The following is a 1,788-nucleotide window of genomic DNA, read 5'->3' on the forward strand; positions in this document are numbered from 1 at the left end:
GGCGTCTCCATCCCGTCGACGCGGACCAGAAGGGAGTTGCCGTCGACGTTCGTCGCGTCCACCACGCCCGAGAGCCGCAGCCCGGTCGCGGGCGTCGGCCCGACGGTGACGTGATCGCCCGCGTCGAAGGGACCGACCGGACCGCGGATCACGAGTTCGGCGCGGCACAGTTCGGGGTTCGCGACGCTCGACAGGTCGATCTCCGCGACCGTGACGTCCTCGACAGGGGCTCCCTCGCGCTCGACGGGGGTCGTCGCGGCGTCCTCCAGCCGCTCGATGCCGAGTACGTCGTACGCGCTGTCGGTCGGGACGTAGCCGCCGTCGGGACCGGCGACCCCCTCGACGAGACCGAGCGTTCGGAGGCTTCCCATCCGGTTGCGAACCGTCCCCGCGTTGCGGTCGATGGCGTCGGCTATCTCGCGTCCCTGTACCGGCGCGTCCCGCCCCTCGGAGAGGTTCACGAGCGCGGTGAGCACGCGATTCTGGCTGGAACTCAACTCAATGTTCGACATGGATATATCGACCGCAGTTTAGACAATAAATGTTCGTATATAACGACATTATATGCTTGATACCGGCGTATATCCGGATCAAAGTTGAATATATAGATTCCTATGGTTCCGAAGTGAGTAATCGTGAGGGCAGCCACCCAAACGGAGATGAATTCCGTGAGTATAGAAGTTATATGGGGAATAATCCATGTACGTGTACAAATTTATGCTAATATCTACAGGTAGTGGGTGAAGAGTCTCAATTCCTTATATTATCTACACCGCAGGTATTTACCGGGGCGAACGGAAGCCGCGGACAACCGATGACGATTCGGATCGACGAACGGAGCGGAGTCGGCGGGCGGCTCGTTCGAGCCGGAGTACCGACGGGCCAGGAGGGAGAGATCGATGGCTGACCGCGAGTCCGCGTTCGGTCCCGACGGGTCCGCCTCGTCGGAGTCGAGCAGCAGCGTTGCGGCCGACGACGGGCCCGTCACTGACCGCGATCGGTCGCCCTACCGGTCGCTGCTCCCGGACCGCGATCCGACGGTCGAGCGCGACCGGATCCGGTCGTTCGTCGTGGAGCGGGTTGACGCCGCGGGTGCCGACGGGGCGGTCGTGAACATGAGCGGCGGCCTCGACTCGACGGTGACGGCCGCACTCGCCGTCGAGGCCCTCGGTGCCGACCGGGTGTACGGGCTGGTACTGCCGTGTAACAAGATCGGCGCGCCGCACGCCCGCGACGCAGAGGCGCTCGCGGAGGCGCTGGGGATCGAACACGACACCGTTCACCTCCAGCCGCTGTTCGCGCAGTTCGGCGCGGTCGTCCCCGACCGGTTCGACCTCCACGACGAGCCGGTCCGGTCCGGAAACGCGGTCGCGCGCCTCCGCATGGCCGTCGCGTACCTCGCCGCCAACGCGACGAACCGCCTGGTCTGTGGCACCGCCAACCGGAGCGAACTGCTCTCGGGCTACCTGACGAAACACGGCGACGGCGCGGCCGACCTGTTCCCGCTCGGCCACCTCTACAAGACACACGTCCGGTCGCTTGCGGCCGAACTCAACGTCCCGGAGTTCGTCGTCGAGAAGCCACCGTCCGCCGGGTTCCTGCCGGGGCAGCGCGACGCGGACGATCTGGGCGCTCCCTACGAGGTGATCGATCCCGTCCTCCACCTCGGCGTCGACCGCGGGCTGGACCCAGACGCGGTCGTCAAACGGATCGCGGCGGCGGTCGCCGACGCCAACGTGACTGGCGGCGAGCGCGCCGGCGAGTTCGCGCCCGTCGACCGCGAGCTCG

At 66.2% G+C, this 1,788-nt stretch carries 2 protein-coding genes; one reads left to right on the top strand and one right to left on the bottom strand.

All coding sequences use genetic code 11. From position 1 onward, the window contains the following. Positions 1-512 (bottom strand): Rrf2 family transcriptional regulator (locus BN903_RS02375; protein WP_079890569.1); only part of this gene is annotated, 512 nt, incomplete at its 3' end. 387 nt (positions 513-899) lie between these two features. On the opposite strand from BN903_RS02375, the gene nadE reads away from it, so the two are divergent. Further along, on the top strand, positions 900-1,788 hold an 889-nt coding region (gene nadE / locus BN903_RS02380), incomplete at its 3' end, for an NAD(+) synthase (RefSeq protein ID WP_154018031.1).

Source organism: Halorubrum sp. AJ67, from assembly GCF_000513435.1.